The organism is Frankia nepalensis (genome assembly GCF_016786325.1).
Classification (GTDB): domain Bacteria; phylum Actinomycetota; class Actinomycetes; order Frankiales; family Frankiaceae; genus Pseudofrankia; species Pseudofrankia nepalensis.
In genome coordinates, this window is the sequence record NZ_JADWYU010000086.1 from 13,582 (window position 1) to 29,693 (window position 16,112).

At 67.4% G+C, this 16,112-nt stretch carries 16 protein-coding genes; 11 read left to right on the forward strand and 5 right to left on the reverse strand.

Annotated features, from left to right (window positions below; genetic code table 11):
• Positions 1–42 precede the first annotated feature (42 nt).
• Together I6A81_RS45425 and I6A81_RS05185 are read right to left on the reverse strand one after the other, a co-directional pair.
• Positions 43–1,230: a restriction endonuclease subunit S gene (locus I6A81_RS45425; protein WP_203001883.1), complete on the reverse strand. Its 1,188-nt coding sequence runs from the start codon at positions 1,228–1,230 to the stop codon at positions 43–45.
• The gene (locus I6A81_RS05185) at positions 1,227–2,747 is read right to left on the reverse strand and encodes a type I restriction-modification system subunit M (RefSeq protein WP_203001882.1); all 1,521 of its coding nucleotides are present in this window, start codon (positions 2,745–2,747) and stop codon (positions 1,227–1,229) included. The genes I6A81_RS45425 and I6A81_RS05185 overlap by 4 nt, the downstream gene beginning before the upstream one ends.
• Positions 2,748–3,465: 718 nt before the next feature.
• Here I6A81_RS05185 and I6A81_RS05190 point away from each other — a divergent pair.
• On the forward strand, positions 3,466–4,122 hold the full coding sequence (locus I6A81_RS05190) for an HAD family hydrolase (RefSeq protein ID WP_203001881.1): 657 nt from the start codon (positions 3,466–3,468) through the stop codon (positions 4,120–4,122).
• 17 nt (positions 4,123–4,139) lie between these two features.
• Here I6A81_RS05190 and I6A81_RS05195 read toward each other — a convergent pair whose 3' ends face one another.
• Positions 4,140–5,450 carry a helix-turn-helix domain-containing protein gene (locus I6A81_RS05195; protein WP_203001880.1) on the reverse strand — a complete coding sequence of 437 codons (1,311 nt, stop codon included), beginning with the start codon at positions 5,448–5,450 and terminating at the stop codon, positions 4,140–4,142.
• A 320-nt stretch (positions 5,451–5,770) separates the two neighbouring features.
• On the opposite strand from I6A81_RS05195, the gene I6A81_RS05200 reads away from it, so the two are divergent.
• The 9 genes from I6A81_RS05200 to I6A81_RS05240 all read left to right on the forward strand — a co-directional run bounded on the left by I6A81_RS05200 (position 5,771) and on the right by I6A81_RS05240 (position 14,113).
• Positions 5,771–6,727, forward strand: a complete 957-nt coding sequence (locus I6A81_RS05200; RefSeq protein WP_203001879.1) for an NAD-dependent epimerase/dehydratase family protein — start codon at positions 5,771–5,773, stop codon at positions 6,725–6,727.
• Between the two features lie 109 nt (positions 6,728–6,836).
• Entirely contained in the window at positions 6,837–7,715 is an 879-nt protein-coding gene (locus I6A81_RS05205) for a thymidylate synthase (RefSeq protein WP_238428647.1), read from the forward strand.
• The gene (locus tag I6A81_RS05210) at positions 7,712–9,430 is read left to right on the forward strand and encodes a carbamoyltransferase family protein (protein ID WP_203001877.1); all 1,719 of its coding nucleotides are present in this window, start codon (positions 7,712–7,714) and stop codon (positions 9,428–9,430) included. The genes I6A81_RS05205 and I6A81_RS05210 overlap by 4 nt, the downstream gene beginning before the upstream one ends.
• A complete protein-coding gene (locus tag I6A81_RS05215; protein WP_203001876.1) occupies positions 9,412–10,458 on the forward strand; it encodes a glycosyltransferase family protein in 1,047 nt (348 codons plus the stop codon). The genes I6A81_RS05210 and I6A81_RS05215 overlap by 19 nt, the downstream gene beginning before the upstream one ends.
• Positions 10,459–10,509: 51 nt before the next feature.
• On the forward strand, positions 10,510–11,019 hold the full coding sequence (locus I6A81_RS05220; protein ID WP_203001875.1) for a P-loop NTPase family protein: 510 nt from the start codon (positions 10,510–10,512) through the stop codon (positions 11,017–11,019).
• A gap of 37 nt (positions 11,020–11,056) precedes the next feature.
• Positions 11,057–11,881, forward strand: a complete 825-nt coding sequence (locus I6A81_RS05225) for a class I SAM-dependent methyltransferase (protein ID WP_203001874.1) — start codon at positions 11,057–11,059, stop codon at positions 11,879–11,881.
• The gene (locus I6A81_RS05230; protein ID WP_203001873.1) at positions 11,878–12,630 is read left to right on the forward strand and encodes a phosphotransferase; all 753 of its coding nucleotides are present in this window, start codon (positions 11,878–11,880) and stop codon (positions 12,628–12,630) included. The genes I6A81_RS05225 and I6A81_RS05230 overlap by 4 nt, the downstream gene beginning before the upstream one ends.
• A 17-nt stretch (positions 12,631–12,647) precedes the next feature.
• Positions 12,648–13,301, forward strand: a complete 654-nt coding sequence (locus I6A81_RS05235; protein ID WP_203001872.1) for a histidine phosphatase family protein — start codon at positions 12,648–12,650, stop codon at positions 13,299–13,301.
• Positions 13,298–14,113 (forward strand): phosphotransferase enzyme family protein, encoded by an 816-nt coding sequence (locus tag I6A81_RS05240; RefSeq protein ID WP_203001871.1) that lies wholly within the window; start codon positions 13,298–13,300, stop codon positions 14,111–14,113. The genes I6A81_RS05235 and I6A81_RS05240 overlap by 4 nt, the downstream gene beginning before the upstream one ends.
• A 360-nt stretch (positions 14,114–14,473) precedes the next feature.
• On the opposite strand, the gene I6A81_RS05245 is transcribed toward I6A81_RS05240, so the two are convergent.
• The gene (locus I6A81_RS05245; protein WP_203001870.1) at positions 14,474–14,821 is read right to left on the reverse strand and encodes a hypothetical protein; all 348 of its coding nucleotides are present in this window, start codon (positions 14,819–14,821) and stop codon (positions 14,474–14,476) included.
• Positions 14,822–14,934: 113 nt separating this feature from the next.
• Here I6A81_RS05245 and I6A81_RS05250 point away from each other — a divergent pair, with 113 nt between their 5' ends.
• A complete protein-coding gene (locus tag I6A81_RS05250) occupies positions 14,935–15,372 on the forward strand; it encodes a hypothetical protein (protein WP_203001869.1) in 438 nt (145 codons plus the stop codon).
• On the opposite strand, the gene I6A81_RS05255 is transcribed toward I6A81_RS05250, so the two are convergent.
• A complete protein-coding gene (locus I6A81_RS05255) occupies positions 15,316–15,876 on the reverse strand; it encodes an NUDIX domain-containing protein (RefSeq protein ID WP_203001868.1) in 561 nt (186 codons plus the stop codon). The genes I6A81_RS05250 and I6A81_RS05255 overlap by 57 nt on opposite strands.
• Positions 15,877–16,112 lie beyond the last annotated feature (236 nt).

Genomic DNA, 16,112 nt, shown 5'->3' on the forward strand with positions numbered 1-16,112 from the left:
CCCCCGCCGGGACCGCTAACCAAGCGCTAGAGGAGCGCTATCCTACAACTCCCCCCGGAACGCCCGGTACTGGAGGGAGGCGAAGAGCGCGTCGAGTTCGTCAAGCTGCCCAGACTGAGTAGCCCTTATTTGCCCAACAGCTTGCAACCTCTGTCCAAATATTGACTGCAGATCAACGGGTGGACACAGAACGGGAAGGTTCCTTATTGGGCCCTGAAAAAGATTGGCTTGACTTGATGATCTCGCCTCTCGCAACATGCGGGCCTTCAGCTCGGGAGTTCGAAGGTAGCTAGCAAGATAGTCCGTTGTAACTGTAGAGGTCCTAGGCCTCACGAGGGCTGCACTTCGAACGAGAGAGAAAGGCTCGTCCGTCTCCACCGGAGCCACTCGGCCGATAGTTCCAGAGCAGGAGATCAGAATATCTCCGCGGCGCGGATCGCAGCGCCGCCTAATTCGCGCATGCTCCTCGGGTCCAATATAGTCAACGTTCTCGAAATCGATATATCCGTCACGGACGTTGCGCGCGGATAGCAGCTTTATCCCTTCGGATTCTCTCTTTGGAGTGAGGTGCTCTCCATCGGTTACCTGCTCGGCGACTTCCCCGACAGTGGAGACATGCCACTCTCGCGCATTTGAGGCCGGATCGCCGAACATGCCAATGAAGATCGACTGCGCAAGCTCGTCGAGCCGCCCGATCGCCTCCCGCCGCCGCGCCCTGAGTGCATTTGCCTTGTCCAGGATGTCCGCGAGACGGGCCTGCTCGTCAAGCGGAGGCAGAGGTAGGTCGAGATCCAGGCAGCGCTTGAAGTCGAGGTTCGAGATGTTCGTGGTCTGCCGACCAAAACTACGAACTGTGGCCTGTATATCACTGGACCCGAACCAATGATAGAGGTACCTCGGATGGACTTTGGCGGTATCGGCACGCAGGACCGAAATAAAGCCACCAAAGGTAGACTTGTCGGCCAAGTCGGGAACCCAGCAGCACTTACCGACGAGGTTCCAACTGTTGGCACTGGAGATGAGGATATCACCGCTGCGCAGGAATTGATTTTCTCGCCTCACGTGACGGGAGTCGATGGCCCACACGTCACTTAGATCCAGCTCCGCCTGCACGTTCTTGGTGCGCATACAGTTGACCGCCCCGGAGGTGCCCGGTTCCACGACGTCTGTAGGCTTGAAGGTGATGCCGCGAACGAAGGTCGCTACGTCACCGAGTTTAAAAGCGTTCACCCCAGCAGACCCTTCAGTTCAGACATGCCCTGCTGGATCTCGGACTCGATACGTTCAAGGTCTTCGAGGATCTCCAACGAGGAACGGTGCTCGACCTCGGCGTGGACGATCTCCTTGTAGCGGTTGAGGCTCAGGTCGTAGCCGTTGGCGGCGATGTCGACCTTGGGGACGCAGAAGCTCTGCTCGGTGCGGGCGCGCTTGCGCTCGGAGCCGAGCCGGGCGCCCCAGCGGCGTAGCACGTCGGGCAGGTTGTTCTTCGCGTGCTCGGCCTCGTCGAGAACGGCCGTCGGGAGAACGCCAAGCTTCTCTTCCGGCAGCAGGGGTACTCGCTTGTCGTCGAGGCTCCAGCCGTCGGCGGTGACCTCGTAGAACCAGACGTCGTCGGTGCCGCCGCTGTCGGTGCGGGTGAAGAACAGGACCGCGGTCGAGACCCCGGCATAGGGCTTGAACACACCCCCGGGCAGCTTGACCACGGCGTCGAGCTTGTGGCCCTCGACCAAGAGCTTCCGCAGGTCCTTGTGCGCCTTGCTGGAGCCGAAAAGGACCCCGTCCGGCACGATGACCGCCGCTCGGCCGCCTGGCTTGAGCAGCCGGAGGAACAGCGCGAGGAACAGCAGCTCGGTCTTCTTGGTCTTGACGACCGCCTGCAGATCCTTGGCCGTGGACTCGTAGTCGAGGCTGCCCGCGAAGGGTGGGTTCGCGAGGATCAGCGAGTACTTGCCAGCCTCGCTAGCGGCGCTCTGGGCGAGCGAGTCGCGGTAACGGATGTCGGGCTGCTCGACCTCGTGGAGCAGCATGTTCATGCTGCCGATCCGCAGCATCGTGTGGTCGAAGTCGAAGCCGTGGAACATCTCGTGGTCGAAGTGCCGGCGGGCGGCGTCGTCCAGGAGGGCGTCGCTGTGGGTCCGCTCCAGGTAGGCGGCGCTGCCGACGAGGAAGCCCGCGGTGCCACAGGCGGGGTCGCAGATGGTGTCCCCGGGCCTGGGTGCCGTCATCTCGACCATCAGCTCGATGATGTGTCGCGGCGTGCGGAACTGGCCGTTGTGTCCCGCAGTGGCGATCTTGCCGAGCATGTACTCGTACAGGTCGCCCTTGGTGTCGTGCTCGTCCAGTGGAAGGTCGTCGAGCATGTCGATGACCTTGGCCAGCAGGTTCGCCGTCGGGATCGTGAACCGGGCGCCGGCCATGTGGTGCGAGTAGGTCGAGCCCTCGCCCCCGAGGTCCCGCAGCCAGGGGAAGACCTGGTCCCGCACCAGCGCGAACGTCGCCTCGGGGCTGCCCAGGGCCTTGAAGCGCGACCAACGCAGATCCTGGGTCGAGGCCGAGTAGATCGGGTTCTCGATCGGCTGCCCGGTACGGCGCGCCTTGTTCTCCTTGCCGGCCTGGATGCCGTCCAGCCGCCGGATGAACATCAGGTAGGTGATCTGCTCGATGACCTCCAGCGGGTTGGAGATCCCACCCGACCAGAACGCGTCCCAGACCCGATCGATCCTGCTTCGGAGATCACCTGTCAGCACATAGGGAGCCTACTGGCACGTAGCCGCGCCAACGGCGCCCGTAGGGCCACAGCCTCGTCGATGTCGGCTGTGTGTGGCAGAACGAGGCGGGCGGCGTCTCGCGTGTCGGGTGGTCAGGGATGACGACGGGCCGGATGGTGCGGCGGCAGGAGCCGTTCAGGGCCCGGACGCTCGTCCGGTACGGAGCGGCGTGGCCTACAGCCGCGTCGCGAGCACGCCGGGGAGGTCCGCGAGGCGTGCCCTGGCGTCCCGGCTGACGGCGTCCTGCCGATCTCGGCGGCGTGCACGGCGATGATCAGGTCATGGGCGCCGCGCGGCCCTTCCGAGTGCGCGCGTCGACGCGATGAGGCGGGCGTGCTGGGCGGCGGTGCTATCGGTGTAGGCCAGCACGTCGACCGCCGAGAGGATCGCGGCCGGCGGCCGGCTTGCCGCGACGCAACGTGGCCTTGCCAGATAGCGCCCGTAAGCTTGGCGGTGTGACGGAGCAGTTGACGGTAGGGCGGCGGGCCGCGCGGGCGATTCTGATCGCTGTAGCCCGCGTCGGCAGGGCCCGGCGCGCGCTCTCGCCGGCCCGATCAGAAACCCGGCCACCAGCGCGGGCGGTACCGTCCACAGCCCGTCCAATGGCAACCCAGCCGATGACGGAAGGTAGCGGCGTCCGATAGCTTCATCCGAGAGGATTGAGCCATCCGCAGTCTGACCAGTCGGGAGGGATCGCGTGCCGATCAGAACGGTGTTCTTCGACGTGGGCGAGACTATCGTGGATGAGTCCCGGGAGTACGGGACGTGGGCGGATTGGCTGGGGGTGCCTCGGCACACGTTCTCGGCGGTGTTCGGCGCCGTGATCGCGCGTGGGCTGGACTACCGGGAGGTATTCCAGGTGTTCCGGCCCGGATTTGATCTCGGGGCGGAGCGGGAGCGGCGAGCGGCGGCCGGGCAGCCGGAGTCGTTCGGTGAGGAGAACCTGTACGCCGACGCACGGCCCTGCCTGGCAGCGCTGCGTGCGGAGCGTCTGCTGGTCGGCCTGGCGGGCAACCAGACCGCCCGCGCCGAGGGCATCCTGCGGGCATTGGATCTCCCCGTCGACGTGATCGGCATGTCGGACGGCTGGGGAGTGGAGAAGCCATCGGCGGAGTTCTTCCACCGCGTCGTCGCCGAAGCAGGTTGCCTGGCCGGGGAGGCGCTCTACGTCGGTGACCGGCTCGACAATGACATCCGCCCCGCGCAGGCCGTCGGCATGGCGACCGCTCTCCTCCGTCGGGGCCCGTGGGGCCACATCCTCGATGACCCCACGGTCGCCGACCGGTGCTTGTTTCACCTCGACTCTCTGACCGACCTACCGGATCTGGTGCGCAAGCACAACGAGGCGAACTGACACTCCACAACTGGAGGTCACGACGCTGGTGACAGTGCTCTGATCTGCCCGTCGATGTGTCGACCGTGCTTGCTGTCTCCCAGCAATGGCCGGACCGCGCGTACACGGTCCATCCCGGTCGCGTACCAGTCGGTGTTGAGCGTCTCGATCGCTTGGCCAAGATAGTCAGCGACGCGGTCGCCATCCCGGCCGTGTGCTCCGGCAAGATCGGCGAGGATGACACTGCGCTGTTTGCTTCCTCGCGCGCCGAGTTGGTCAGCCGCCGCGGCCAGTCTGCGGGCAGCTTCCGGATGATCGCCCGTTGCGAGGGCGGCGTAGCCGGCGAAGGAATCGAGACGGGCCGCGTCGTAGAAGTCGAACCATGCGAGATCGCCTGCATTGTCGGGCAGCGATGCTTCGGCGAGGTCGATCTGGTGCCGGCTGGTTGCCGGGGCGCCGTTTCTGGCTTCGATCTCGGAGGACACGCAGTGCAGCCACGACCGGACGATGGGGTGGACGGCGTGCCAGCAGTGCTGGAGCGCGGCGGTGATCAGGTTCCGCGCGCCGTCAGGGTCCTGGCTGAAGCCGGGGATGAAGGCCATGTGGCCGAGGACTGTGGCGGCGAACGCGTGGTCGCCGGTCTCCTTGCTGGCTGTGAGGGCGACATCGTAGCAGCGGGTGGCGACGGCGGGCTGGCTGAGGTCGAAGAATGCGAGGCGTCCGGCGAGCAGCGCCGACTGGAGCAGTCCGGCGGCGAGAGCAGCACGCTGGGTGCCGCTCGCGCCGCGCACAAGGGCAACGCCCAGGTGGGTGTGCGCGAAGGACGCTTCGAAGAGCGGACGCGGGGGGCTGTTCCAGTAGAGTTCTCGCTGACCGTTCGCGATTTTCGTGTAGGTCTCGGGATCCACCTGGGAAGATCCAGCGCGCGGGTCGCCCTCGGCCGACGTTATGGACAGCAACGGGCTAAGCAGGGGCAGCGCCCCCGCTCCGAGCAGCGCGCGAAGGACAGTGGCCCGGTCCCAGTTCGCGTCGCCGGCCGCGCCAGACGGCATACCGTCCACCCTCCCCATCGTGACGTCAGGGCGCATCTTGAGCTCGGCTGGCGTGAGCAGGCCGAGTTCGCTCGCGGGCTTTCCGAACACGGTCACCAGGTGTTTGCGGTAACGAGGCTCGGGGCGTCGCTCGCCGGTCTCCCATCGCCTGACCGTGTTGGCGCACAGGCCGGTGTACGTCTCGCCGGCGTGGTCCATCTCTATGCCGACGCGGCGGGCGACCTCGTCGTGTGACCAGCCACGTTGGAGTCGTTCCCAGGCCAGATTCCGGTTCGGGGGATGACGGTTGCTCGCCACGCCGCACCTCCAACGTCTCGTCGGGCAGGTGTCGTCGACCAGGACGAGGCTATCGAACGCCGCTACCTTCCGTCATCGGCTGGTTGCCATTGGACGAGCTGTGGACGGTACCGCCCGTGCCGGTGGCCGGGTTTTCTGATCGGGCCGGCGAGAATCGTGCGCCGGGCCCTGCCGGCGACAGCCGACGCGGGCCACAGCGACCAGGGATGCGTGGTGGACACGTCGAGCAAGAACGGTGGCACGCCAAGCGACAGCACTGACGGCGATGAGCAGGGCTTCCGGCCCGCTGGGCCTGCGGCGGCAGTCCGATGAACCGGGCGATGGTCACCGGCGCGGCCGGCTTCATTGGATCCCATCTCGTCGAGAACCTGGTTGCCCGAGGAGTCACGACCGTCGCCGTCGACCGCCGAGCGCGCGGTTCCGACGCCCTCGCCGACGAGAACCTCGCGCCTGCAAGGGGCGACCCGCGGTGCGTCCTCGTCAGTGCCGACCTGGCCCAGGACGGCCTGGATGACGCTGTGGACGGGTGCGACGTCGTCTTCCACCTAGCGGCCCGACCAGGCGTTCGGCAGTCCTGGGGGGACGAGTTCGACGATTACATACGGTCCAACGTGGTTGGCACGCGCCGTCTCCTTGACGCGTGCGTCCGGCGCGGTGTGCGCCGCGTCGTCTTCGCCTCGTCCTCCAGCGTCTACGGTCCCATCGCCCGACCGAGCCGGGAGTCGGACCCTACCTGTCCGATGTCGCCTTACGGTGTCAGCAAGCTCGCCGCCGAGCAGCTGTGTCTGGCATACGCTCGCCGGCCGGACAGCGCGCTCAGCGTCGTCGCGCTGCGGTATTTCACCGTCTTCGGCCCGCGGCAACGGCCGGACATGGCTATCGCCCGTCTGCTGTTCGCCGCATACACCGGGTTCCCGATCGAGATCTTCGGTGACGGCTCGCAGCGGCGCGACTTCACCTACGTCACGGACATTGTCGACGCCACGATCGCCGCCGCGGATATCGATGTCCTCGCCGCGGTCGTGAACGTCGGAGGTGGGACGAGCGCCTCGATGAACGAAGTGATCGCGCTGGTCGGCCAGTGCACCAGTCGACGGGTGCCGACCACCAGCGTCGCTGCCAGACCGGGCGACGTCCCCGTCACCGCCGCCGACCTGTCCCAGGCTCAGCAACTCCTTGGCTACCAACCCGCGGTCGGGCTCGCCGAGGGGATCGCCCGCCAGACCTCCTGGCTTGTGGGCCTCCCCCACCACCGACTGCTCGCCTTCACTCCCTGAGATTCGAGGACCAGGAATGCTTGTTCTCAGCGCTGGCGACGCGACAGGATTATTCGCCGCAGCATGCGAGGCCGTGCTAGCCGAGGGCATTGAGGTCCGCCCCCGGGGCATGACCACGCAGGAGGTGATGGGCGCCCACCTGCGACTAACCGACCCCCGGCGCCGCTTCGTCGACCTCCCACCTGCCCGTGTCATCAACCCCGCCTTCGCCGTGGCCGAGGCGGTGTGGATCCTGTCGGGCTCGGACGGCCCCTGGATCTACGACTTCAACCAGGAACTGCTGCGCTACACCGATGGCGGGGTGCTCCGCGGGGCTTACGGGCCGAGGCTGCGTCGTTGGCATGGGACGGTCGACCAGCTGGACGCAGTACGCCGGGAACTGCTCGCTGACGCTGACTCCCGGCGCGCCGTGGTCACGCTGTATGACCCGCAACGCGACCACAGTGGTCATCGCGATGTGCCATGCACCCTTGCCTACCGGTTCTTCCTGCGGGCGGGCCGACTGGAAATGCACACGACGATGCGCAGCCAGGACCTGTGGCTTGGCTTTCCATACGACATCTTCACCGCCACGCTGATCCACGAGCTACTCGCCGGATGGCTCGGAGCGCCGATGGGCGACTATCACCACCACGTCGACTCGCTGCACCTCTATGCGCACAACCGCGACGGCGCCATGAAAGCGGCCACCGATGCCGCACCCGTAGACGCCCCGGGAATGGCGCCTATGACTGTGGAGTGGGACGATCTTGAGTTCGTTTTGGGAAGGGTCGCGGTCGGCGACTACGCCGGGGTCGCGGGCAGCGCTTGGGCGCCCTTCGCGCGGGTCCTGGCCAGCTACCGGGCCTGGCGCGCCGGCGACCGGGACCAGGCACGGTCCCTGACAGCCCACATACCAGGAGTGCTGGGCGCGGCGCTGGGCCGCTGGTACGACCTACGCACCACGCGGTCGACGCCCGTGATCCACACGGCGGGAGGCGCGCCATGAGCGCCGCCGCGGCCCGGCGTGGCGCCGAGGTCGTGCTTGGGCTGTGCGCGTTCACCCATGACTCGGCGGCGGCGCTCCTCGTCGACGGCCATCTGGTCGGATTCGTCGAGGAGGAACGTCTCAACGGCGTCAAGCACACGAATTCCTACCCGGCGAACGCTATCGCCTGGCTACTCGACCAAGCTGGCCTCGCCCGGGAGGACGTCACCACCGTCGCGTACAACTTCGCTGGCCGCCACTACCTGAGGCCGCTGCTTCACGTGCCTGCGCACCTGGTGGACCGGCTAACGCAGACAAGGGCGATACCACGCGCCCGCAGCTTCGTCACCGTGCATCACCGCTACCGGGCCCGGATGGCACAGGTGCGATCCCAGTTTCCCAAGGCATACCTGCAGTCGGTTCTGCATCACCGCGCCCACGCGCTGTACGCCTTCCTGTCCTCCGGCTATGACGAGGCGGCGGTCCTCGTCGTTGACAGCCTCGGCGAGATCCAGAGCACGACGACCTGGCACGCCAATCCGACGCTGCAACTGCTCCACGCGATCAACGACCCGGCGTCGCTCGGATACGCCTATGGCGCCATCACGGAGCACCTCGGCTGGCGACGCGGCGACGAGGAGGGCACCGTCATGGCCCTGGCCGCGATCGGCGACCCCGCCAGATTCCGGCCGCTGATGTCCCGTGCGATCCGATTGACTCGGGACGGCTTCGCCCTCGACCCCGCCTTGCTGCCCCTGCGCGTGCTGTCCAGCCGGTACGGCCGCGTGACCAGCGCCTTCACTGCTGCAACCTGCCCACCTCGCCGGCCGGACGCCCAGGTCGAGTCCGTGCATGCCGACCTGGCCGCCGCGCTCCAGGAACGCACCGAGCAGGTAATGCTCCACCTCGCCTACCGGGCACGCGGTACGAGCGGCAGCGGTCTGCTGTGCCTCGGCGGCGGGGTCGCGATGAACTGCGTCGCTGTCGGCCGCATCTTGCAGGAAGGGTACTTCGACGAGGTGCACATGCCGCCCGCGCCGGCGGACTCCGGGACCGCCATCGGCGCCGCGGCGGCCGTCTGGTCGGACACCACCGGCCGCGCGCCCGGTGGACTCACCCAGCGCAGCTACCTCGGCCCCGCATACCCGGGCGTGATCCTCTCTACCGCGCCCCGGCCCGGACTGTCAGCCCGCCGCCTCACCGAACCGGCCCGCGAGCTGGCGCGCAACCTCGCCGAAGGCCAGATCATCGGTCTGTTCACCGGCCCGGTCGAAGCCGGGCCACGAGCGTTGGGCAACCGATCGATCCTCGCCTCGCCGCTCACCGACGACGTCGTAAAACGGCTCAACGCGACCGTGAAGTTCCGCGAACCGTTCCGGCCGTTCGCACCGGTCGTCCTCGCCGACAAGGCCGCGGACTACTTCGCGCTCAACCAGCTGTCGCCCTACATGTCCATCGCCGTCCCCGCCACCACGCTGAGCCAGACGGTCCTGCCCGCGGTCGTCCACGCCAACGGCAGGGCCCGCGTCCAAACCGTCACACAGGAACAGCACCCGTTCCTCGCTGAACTGCTCGCCGCGTTCGCCGAGCTCACCGGCCATCCGGTCCTCATCAACACCTCGCTGAACATCAAGGGGAAGCCGATCGCCGGCACACCAGAACTCGCGCTCGACTGCCTGACCGAGTCCGGTCTCGACGGGCTCCTCCTCGAAGGCTGGTGGGTGACAAGGTGTTGATCGGCTACAGCTTCTGGGGCTTCCTAGGCCCCGGCATCATCGACACCCCCGACGGCGGACGCAGCCACCGCCGCACCTTGATCGATGGACTCCAGCGGCGGGGCCACGAGGTCGTCTTCCTGCAGCGTGACCGCGACCGGACCGAGGCAGGACTCGACCTGGCCGACCTCTACCGCTGGGAACCCGGCCTGCCAGTCATCGACGTCCTCATGCTCGAGTGGCGCTGGCCCATCGCCGGCCGAAACACCACACCCTGCGGCACAGCCAGCCACACCTGCGACCTGCACCGACAGGCCGAACTCGTCACCCACTACACCGACCGGCTCGGAACACCCACCTTGTTGTGGGACAAGGACCGGCAACTGCCCGCGGACGATTCCCTCTGGACGCGGCCAAACGTCACGATCTGTGAACCGGCGCTGCATCCCCGCCCTCGCGCGGTCTCCCTACTGTTCCCCCTCGCCGACGCGGTGCTTCGGACCGCCGACCCCGCCGCGCTCGCAGCCCTGCCCCGACCGCTGCCGCTCGTCTACATCGGCAACCAGTACGACCGCGACGACGCCTTCGAGCGCTTCTTCGCGCCGGCAGCCGGCAACCTTCCTCACGCAGTGGCCGGAAAGTGGTCTCGCACCTCACAGTGGCCGCACGTCAACTTCGTCGGGCGCATCGCCTTCGAGCAGGTCGCCGAGCTATACCGCGAAGCACTGGCGACCGTCCTCCTGCTCCCGGAGCGCTACCGTTCGGCCGGCCAAATGACTCAAAGGATCTTCGAAGCGGTGCTCGCGGGCTGTCTGCCTCTCGCTCCGACGGACATCGACGATGTCGACGCCTTCGTGCCGCGCTGCCTGCAGGTCGTCGACGGCGCCGAAACGCTATCCAAGATCGACTGGCTCACGGCCGTCACCAGGACCACGGAACACACGGATCTGATCAGCCAGTGTCTCGGGAAACTGGATCTGTTCCGGCTGTCCGCGCAACTCGACACCATCGACCGAGTGCTGTCATCGGCACGTGGAGTAGACCGATGACAGCGCATGCGCCTATGGCGTGGCCGGGCCGCGCCCCTACTGTGAGAGCAGATGAACAAGATCGCCATCATCGGCTGCGGCGGCAGCGGCAAGTCGACACTCGCCCGGCAAGTCGCCACGATCCTCGACCTGCCGGTGACCCACCTCGACAGCCTCTACTACGACGACCAGTGGAATCCGCTCCCACAGAAGGAGTTCGCGGCCCGGCAGGAGAAGCTGGTCGTCCACGACCGGTGGATCATCGAGGGCAACTACGCCTCCACCCTGCCCATCCGGCTACGAGCCGCGGACACGGTCGTCTTCCTGGACCTGCCGGCGATCACCTGTCTGTGGGGAATCGCCCAGCGCCGCTGGCGCTACCGCGGCGGCCAGCACGCCGACGTCGGCGTCTACGACCGGATCACCTGGAGCTTCGTCCGCTACATCGCCGGGTACCGGCGCACCATGCGTCCACGGGTCCGCCAGCTGCTCGCGGAGCACGCACCTCACGCCCACCTGGTCACCTTGACCAGCCGGCGGCAGGCGAAGGGCTTCCTCGCGCGTATCGGCACGGGCAGATAGCTGAGGTCACGATCGGTGCTGGGAGGCGGTCCAGCTCATGATGGCCAAGGACGTCTTCCTCGATCCGGTAGCTGTCCAGGATCTCTACCGCAGCGCGGACAGGCTCAGCCGCCGAACGGATGCCCTACACCAGGCGAAGATCACCGGAAGCGATGTCGCCGCGGCCATACCGACGCTGCTTCGCCAGGCCGGCGCACCACACGGGACCGCTCTCGACATCGGCTGCGGGCGCGGGACCACCACCCTGCGTCTCGCGACCGCCGCAACGTTCGTCCGACTCGTCGCGATCGACGTATCTCCAGCGCTGCTGGCCACTACCCGCCGCCGCCTACAGGCGACTGCATTAGGAGCCAGCACCACGACGGTCTGCGCGGACTTCCACTGCCTTCCGATCCGCAGCCAGACCATCTCGGCGGTCGTTGCGGCCTTCTGCCTCTACCATTCGCCGCGACCCGCAACCGCGGTCGCTGAGATAGCCCGCGTACTCGCTCCCGGCGGTATCGCCGTCCTGGTGACCAAGTCACTGGACAGCTATGCCGAACTCGATGACCTTGTCGCTCGCGCCGAGCTCGACCCGCAGGCGACCAGGCGGCCGAGCCTCTACGAAACCTTCCACAGCGCATCGATCGCCGCCATTACCGCCACCGGCCTGTCCGTCCTCGACGTGCTCCACGAACGACACGTCTTCCGGTTCGCCGGCCACGCACACGCCGCCGTCTACCTCGCCACCTCGCCGAAGTACCAGATGGGCGCCGCCAACGGCGACCCGGACGCCATCGCCACAGCCCTGCGCTCCCGGTTGCCCGACCGGCCGATCGAGACGGCCTCGACCGTTAGCTACGCGATAGCACGCTGCCCGTGAACGCCCCCACCGTCATCAAGTGGTACCACGATCACGCACGGTGCGCCGCCGCCAGCGCCCACTACATCTGGCTCGCAGCGCTGGAGACCGGCATCCTCCTGCCCCGCCTCCTGCGCGCCGACCGGCATATGCTGATCTTCGAACGTGTTCCCGGTCGTGCTGGCTTGCCGGGCGACCTGCCACGTCTGGGCTCGATCATTGGCCAGTTGGACGCCGCCGCGTATCGCCGTCACCTTTATGCGGCGAGCCTCCGCGAACCGCACCGCACATCGGCCGGCCCACCTCTGGCTGATTTTCTCTCGCCCCGCCGAGGAAAGCTTCTCGCGCTGGCCGCCAGCGCAGGGCTCCAGACAGAACAGGTCGCCACCGTCCTCGACATGCTCGCCGACCAGCCCGCAGCGCTGTACAAGGACGCCAACCCGCGGAACTTCGTTCTCACCGCGGACCGAGTCACGATCGTCGACTTCGACGACCTTACGCTCGCCCCCTTCGGCTACGACCTCGCCAAACTCGTCGTCACAACCGCCATGACCCACGGCAAGCTGGCAACACGCACCATCCAGGCATCAGTTGACGCCTACAACGTGCAGGTCCAGCCGAACCGGTGCGACTCCGAATCCTTCCGCATCGTAGCTGAGATCCACCACCTGCTCACCTCCCCATATCTCGGCAGACACGGCTACCGGCACCCCTGGCCAACGGTCAGGCCATGGCCCGAACCTGCTGCCTTCAACAGACAGCGCGCGTAGGAACGGAAATCCCTCACATGAGTCACTCGACCGAAATCGTCATCGTCCGCCACGGCGAGGCAGCCTGCAACGTGGCCGGAATCGTCGGCGGAGACAAGGGCTGCACCGGGCTCACCGAGACCGGCCGCGCACAAGCCGAACAACTCGCTAAGCGGCTCGCGTCCGAGCACGCCATCCGGCCATACAACAACCTCTACGCCACCCCACGCCGCCGCGTGGTTGAGACAGCGCGGATCGTCGCCAACACGCTCAACCTGCCCGAGACCGTCGAGACCGAACTCCGCGGCCCCGACCACGGCGAGGCCGACGGCCGCCCGTGGACAGAGATCAAGACTGCGTTCGGCGGCCCTCCCCAGCACAACCCGGACCAGCCGTACGCCCCCGGTTCGGAAAGCTGGAACGGCTACCTCACCCGCGCGATCGCGGCGTTGGAAACCATCCTGCGGCGCCACGGCGGGCAGCGCATCCTCGTCGTGGCACACGGCGAGACGATCGAGGCAGCCCATAACCTGCTCCTCGACCTGCCCATCGACGCGTGCCGCCGGTTCGGATACGTCACCGATCACACTGCGATTACCCGCTGGTACCGGCAGGTCAACCGCTTCGGCCAAGCCACCTGGCTCCTCGCCGCGCACAACGACACAACCCACCTGCCCGGCACACCCAGATGAACAGTCAGGACGAGCTCCTCGGCCTGTGCCAGCGGTACCTCGACCCAGAATCCCAAGAGGTCCGCCTCCATCTCCGCAGCTGCGGCACGGCGGTCCTGGAGGCTGTCAGCCGCCATCACGGCGACATCGTCATCAAGACCTACACGGACCGCCAACGTCACGGACAAGAGACCCACGCCTACCGCACCTGGGTCCCCGTCCTTCGCAACCGGGCGCCGAAGCTCCTGTGCTCGATCAACCAGCCCGCCGCCATCGTGATCACCGCGGTTTCCGGCCACATGCTCAATGACCTCGCTCTGGGGCCGGCCGACGAGCAGGACGCACACCGCCGCGCTGGAGAGATCCTCCGGACCTTCCACTCCTCCGGACCGCCTCGTGCCGAACCGGACTGGACAACCTGGCTCGCCGAACGCGCCGACTACTGGCTCGCCCAAGCCGCCGACCGCATCTCCGCCCGCCAGCGGCTTGAGATCCAAGCCCACATGCGAGCACTTCAAGACCTCGCGCCCGTCCCCGCGGTCCCATGCCACCTCGATTTCACCCCGCGCAACCTCATCCGCGCCGACGACGGCGCCGTCCACGTCATCGACTTCGAACACAGCCGCTACGACCTGGCCGCCCGCGACCTCGTGCGCCTCGCCACCCGCATCTGGCCCGCCCGCCCGGACCTACGCTCGGCCTTCCTCGACGGCTACGGCGACCTGACCACCCTCGATGAGGAGGTGATCGAACACTGCCGGCATCTGGACGTCCTTACGTCGACCTGTCGCGACCTACGAGTCGGCCCGGGACTGTCCCGTAGTCGGCTCTGACTCCCGTTCGGAGGCAACAGAGGGCAACTGGGCCTTGCGATCCGTCGTGCCGGCTGCGGGCGAAGGTCGAATGTGGTTGCGCGAGCCAACGGGACACACCGCCCGACGGCCTTGCTACGCCTCCGTTGCCAGCGTGGAATAGTTCCTTCGAGCGATCCGGCACCTTTCTTCTCCGCTACCGGCATTCTGGTCAGAACGAATCAAATTGCGCCGGGTCGCCCTGGGCGATCGGCCGGTTATCGCGGAAGTCGTGATCGTCTCGTCCGCCTCGATCGCGACGAGCACGTCCGACCGTCGCCGTGGGCCTCCGTCGCCATCACCGTCGGCTACGGCAGGGCCATCAACGCGCCTTCATCGACATCAGCAACGCAAGAGGGTGACAGCACGACCCGTGGGGCTGGTCACGGCGGCGAACGCCTCGTCGCTGGTGGGGTGGGCGGCGCCGGGGCGCTGATCGAAGATCACGAGATAGCCGGTGGGAAGGCTGAGACGGTCGAGGTAGCCGTCGAGCTGGTCCAGTCCTTCGCGGGTGGGGTCGGTGTCGCCCGGGCGGTGGGTCTTGAGCTCGAGGGCCTCGCGCTGGACGGCCCGTGCACCGTCCGGGCCCTGGTAGCCCCAGCGCAGGAGCAGGTCGATCCGGCCGCGGCCGACGCCATAGTCCCGATCGACCTGGCCGTCGCCATTCACGGCCCGGTCAAGGTAGGCCATCAGTACCAGGTGCGGTGCGGCCTCCCGGTAGGGCTGCGGCGCGACGAGGATCTCGTGGTTATTCCGCCAGAACTCCGCGAACCGGGTGAGCAGGGCCCTCTGGGTTGTACGCCGTGGCCGGCGAGATCGCCGCGGTCACGGGCGACATGGCAGCGAGCATGAGCTACTTCGACAGCGCCGAGGCGCTCTTTCAAGCAGGCGACCACGACGCCGATGCCCCGTATGTCGTGCTCGATCGCTTCGACCTCGCCAGGTGGCGGGGAGCGGCACTCGCCCGTCTCGGAGACGAGGACGCGATCAGCAGTCTCCACTACGCACTGGTTGGCATGGATCCTGGGCACCTGCGCGCCGGAGCACAGCTCAATGTGGACCTTGCACATTCCCTTGTCGCGGCTGGTCATGTGGATGAGGCCCTGCGTGTGCTCGGCACGGCGCGCGACCTCGCCGGGCGCGCCGGTTCCGCGCGGCAGCTACGGCGGATCAGGAACCTCGGGCTACGACTCGGACACCATGCCCGCGAGCACGGCCAAGAGGCCCACCAGGGATCCTGATCCCAGCACCTCGCCGCGGCGCACGAGCTCCGGAACCTCTCCGAGAGGCAGCCAGCCGACGATCGCGGCTTCCTCACGGTCGGTCGGCTCGCCGACCCGCTCGGCACCCTGGAAGAGAAAGACCTCGTGCGGGGTGTCGACCATCCCCGGCATCGGTTGGAAGGCCGCGATTCGCCGCGCTGGCTCGTGGGGCCGCCAGCCAGTCTCCTCCAGCGTCTCCCGTGCTGCCGCGGCCTCCGCCGTCTCGCCAGGCCTGACGATTCCGCCCGGGGCCTCCCAACCAACCTCACCTGTGGCGAAGCGATGCCGGCGAAGCAGAAGCACCCGCCCTGCTCCGTCGAGCACGATGGCCATCGCGACCGTCTGTAGGCGCACGACATGATGCCAGAACCGCCGTCCGTCGGGCGGCTCAACATCGACCTGCACAAGCCGTACCCATGGGTTGTCGTACAGGCTCCGCTCGCCGAAGACCCGCGTCCGAGGGACAAGTTCGTCGTCGCCCACCGTCTCTCCTCACGGGTGCCCAGCACGGCAAGCCGGCCAGCGTCGATCTCTGGTCCTCGCGGACCGAGATTGCCCCCAACGGTAGGCCCCCAAGACCACCCCGGTACCCTGCCCGGCGCCGTCGTCAACCAGTCGGACACCCGGCTCGGACACCCGGCCCAGCTCACGGCGCGCGGCCGGCACCATCACCGGAACCAGCCCGGCACAACCGACCAGGTCTTGATCGCCAGCTGCAT